General features: G+C 73.6%; 3 protein-coding genes. All 3 read left to right on the top strand.

Annotation, left to right across the window (positions count from 1 at the left end; translation table 11 throughout):
• A partial coding sequence (locus tag J0670_RS33745; RefSeq protein ID WP_207816113.1) for a GMC family oxidoreductase occupies nucleotides 1-1,674 on the top strand: 1,674 nt, incomplete at its 5' end.
• Entirely contained in the window at nucleotides 1,650-2,765 is a 1,116-nt protein-coding gene (locus J0670_RS33740) for an enolase C-terminal domain-like protein (RefSeq protein ID WP_207816111.1), read from the top strand. The genes J0670_RS33745 and J0670_RS33740, both read left to right, overlap by 25 nt.
• Nucleotides 2,766-2,810: 45 nt before the next feature.
• The gene (locus J0670_RS33735) at nucleotides 2,811-3,158 is read left to right on the top strand and encodes an STAS domain-containing protein (protein ID WP_207816109.1); all 348 of its coding nucleotides are present in this window, start codon (nucleotides 2,811-2,813) and stop codon (nucleotides 3,156-3,158) included.
• Nucleotides 3,159-3,314: the final 156 nt, after the last annotated feature.

Genomic DNA, 3,314 nt, shown 5'->3' with positions numbered 1-3,314 from the left:
GAGACCGTACGGGCCAACGCCACCGCCGAGCGCGAGGTGCGCCGCTCCAACGCCTCCGCCTGGCTACTGCCCCGGGACGGCCGCGGCTTCGACCACACCCTGCGGCGCGACATGCGGCGCTTCGAGGACGCCGACGAGGTCGACCTGCTGATCGTCGGCTGCGGCGCCGGCGGCGCCACCCTCGCCCAGCGCCTGGCCCGCCGGGGCTGGAGCGTCGTCGTCCTGGAGGCCGGCCCGTTCTGGGACCCGCTCACCGACTGGGTCAGCGACGAGGCCGGCTCCCACCACCTCTACTGGACCGAGCCACGCGTCATCTCCGGTACCGACCCGGTGCCACTCGGCTCCAACAACTCCGGCCGGGGAGTGGGCGGTTCGATGGTGCACTTCGCCGGGTACGCACCGCGCTTCCACCCCTCGGACTTCCACACCCACCACCTCGACGGGGTCGGCGCCGACTGGCCGATCGACTACTCCGACCTGAGCGACTCCTACCGGCGCCTGGAGAACGAACTCCCCGTCGCCGGCCAGTACTGGCCCTGGGGCGAGCCGCACCCCTACCCGCACCCGCCGCACCCCGTCGGCGGCAACGGAGAGATCTTCCTGCGCGGCGCCGCCGCCCTCGGCATCCAGGCCCGGGTCGGCCCCGTCGCCATCACCAACGGCCGCTTCGGGCGCCGCCCGCACTGCGTCTACCGGGGCTTCTGCCTCCAGGGCTGCAAGGTCAACGCCAAGGCCTCCCCGCTGATCACCCACGTCCCCGACGCCCTCGCCCACGGCGCCGAGATCCGCGCCGACAGCATGGCCTTCGCCGTCGAACTCGACCACGACGGACTCGCCCGCGGCGTCCGCTACTTCCACCACGGCCGCGAACACCTCCAGCGCGCCCGCACCGTCGCCGTCGCCGGCTACGCCATCGAGACCCCGCGGCTGCTGCTCAACTCCGCCTGCTCGCGCTTCCCCGACGGCCTGTGCAACGACCTCGACCTGGTCGGCCGCTACGTCATGGTGCAGGGCGCCCCGCAGACCTCCGGGCGCTTCGAGGAGGAGATCCGCGCGTACAAGGCCCCGCCGCCCGAGGTCTCCACCGAGCAGTACTACGAAACCGACCCGAACCAGCCGTACAGGCGCGGGTTCACCATCCAGAACATCTCCCCACTGCCCATCACCTGGGCCGAGCACGTCGTCGCCCAGGGCCACTGGGGTTCCGACCTGCGTGACTACCTCTCCGACTACGTGCACTGGGCCACCCTCGGCGCGATGGCCGAGCTGCTGCCCCAGCCGGACAACCGGGTCACCCTGGCCAAGGAGACCGACCGGCACGGGCTGCCCGTCGCCGAGTTCGCCTTCTCCCAGTGCGACAACGACCGGATGCTGATCCGTGCCGCCCGCGAGGTCATGGAGTCCATCCTGCGCGCCGCCGGGGCGAGCGAGGTCATCACCATCGACCGCTACGCCCACCTGGTCGGCGGCTGCCGGATGGCCGCCGACCACCTGAGCGGCGTGGTGGACCACCGGCTGCGCACCTTCGCCGTGCCCAACCTGCTGATCACCGACGGCAGCGTGCTGCCCACGCAAGGCAGCGCCAATCCGGCGCTGACCATCATGGCGCTGGTCGACCGGGCCGCCGGCCTGCTGGCGGCGGGGGCGCGATGCGGATCGCGAGCGCCGACATGACCGAGGTCGAGCGCATCGACGTCCGCGTCTACACCGTTCCCACCGACGCCCCGGAAGCGGATGGCACCCTCACCTGGGACAGCACCACCCTCGTCCTCGCCGAAGCCGTCGGCGGCCCGCACACCGGCCTCGGCTGGACGTACGGTGCGCCCGCCACCGCCGCCGTCATCACCGGGGAACTCGCCCCGCTGGTCACGGGCCGCGACCCGCACGACACCAGCGGCGCCCACGAGGCGATGAACCGCGCGGTGCGCAACACGGGCCGCCCCGGCCTGGTCGCGGGCGCGATCTCGGCCGTCGACCTCGCCCTGTGGGACCTGCGCGGCCACCTGCTCGGCTTGCCCCTCGCCCGGCTGCTCGGCGGCGCCGCCCGGCCCGTACCCGTGTACGGCAGCGGCGGTTTCACCACCTACTCGGCCGACCGGCAGGAACGTCAACTGCGCGGCTGGGCCGAGGACCAGGGCATCCCCCGCGTCAAGATCAAGATCGGCGAGTCCTGGGGCACCCGCGAACACCGCGACCTCGAACGCGTCCGCGCCGCCCGCGCCGCCGTCGGCGACCGCGTCGAGCTCTACACCGACGCCAACGGCGGCTACCGGCGCAAGCAGGCCGTCCGGATCGGCAACGCCCTCGCCGGGGAGGGCGTCACCTGGTTCGAGGAGCCCGTCCCCTCCGACGACCTCACCGGCCTGCGCGCCGTCCGCGACGCCGTCCCGCCCGATGTCACCGCGGGGGAGTACGGCCACGACCTCGCCTACTTCGCCCGGATGCTCCCCGCCGTCGACTGCCTCCAGGCCGATGCCACCCGCTGCGGCGGCCTCACCGGCTGGCTGCGCGCCGCTGCCCTCGCCGAGGCGCACGGTCTGGACGTCTCCGCCCACTGCGCCCCCCACCTGCACGCCCACGCTGCCGCTGCCGTCCCCAACTGCCGTCACGTGGAGTGGTTCCACGACCACGTACGGATCGAGCGGCTGCTCTTCGACGGCACCCTCGACCCCACCGGGGGCACCGTCACCCCAGGCGTCGACGGTGCCCCCGGCCACGGGCTGCGCCTGGCGCCGGCCCGCGCGGCGGAGTACCGAACCGGGTGAACCGCCCGTACCAGGAACCGCCGGACACGAAAGGAGCCCGAAGCCATGACCCACCACCCACCGCATCAGGAGGGGTTCACCGTCCAGGTCCAGCCGTGGGCCGAGGGCACCGTGCTCGCTCCGTACGGCGAGCTCGACCTGGACACCGTCGCCGAGCTGGACGCGGCCCTGGCCCTGGCGCTGGCCCCGCCGGGCACCGTCGTCGTGGTCGACTGCGCGGGGCTGGACTTCTGCGACTCCTCCGGCCTCACCGTCCTGCTCCGGGCCCAGGCCCGCGCGGCGGCCAATGGGAGCCGGATCGAGCTGGCCCGACCCCAGCCGTTGATCCTCCGGATGCTCGAACTCACGGGCGCCACCGATGTGTTCAAGCTCCGCGACACCGTGCCGGGATGACGGGGGGACGGGGGCGAGGGGACGGCCCTGTCCACCGGGCCGGTGTCGTCAGGGTTCATCGGGATGCCGCCGGTGCGCCGACCGCGCCGCAGGCCGGCGTTCCCGCGCGTCCTGCGGTCCGATACCTGTCACGGCTGTCACCCTTCGGCTTCCGGT

This window comes from Streptomyces sp. FH025 (assembly GCF_017427025.1).
Classification (GTDB): Bacteria; Actinomycetota; Actinomycetes; order Streptomycetales; family Streptomycetaceae; genus Kitasatospora.
This window is presented reverse-complemented; position numbering and strand designations above follow the sequence as displayed.

What these genes read in the sequence shown, in the direction of transcription:
- J0670_RS33740 (WP_207816111.1), top strand. Translation starts at nt 1,650, where the DNA reads ATGCGGATCGCGAGCGCCGACATGACCGAGGTCGAGCGCATCGACGTC.
- J0670_RS33735 (WP_207816109.1), top strand. Translation starts at nt 2,811, where the DNA reads ATGACCCACCACCCACCGCATCAGGAGGGGTTCACCGTCCAGGTCCAG.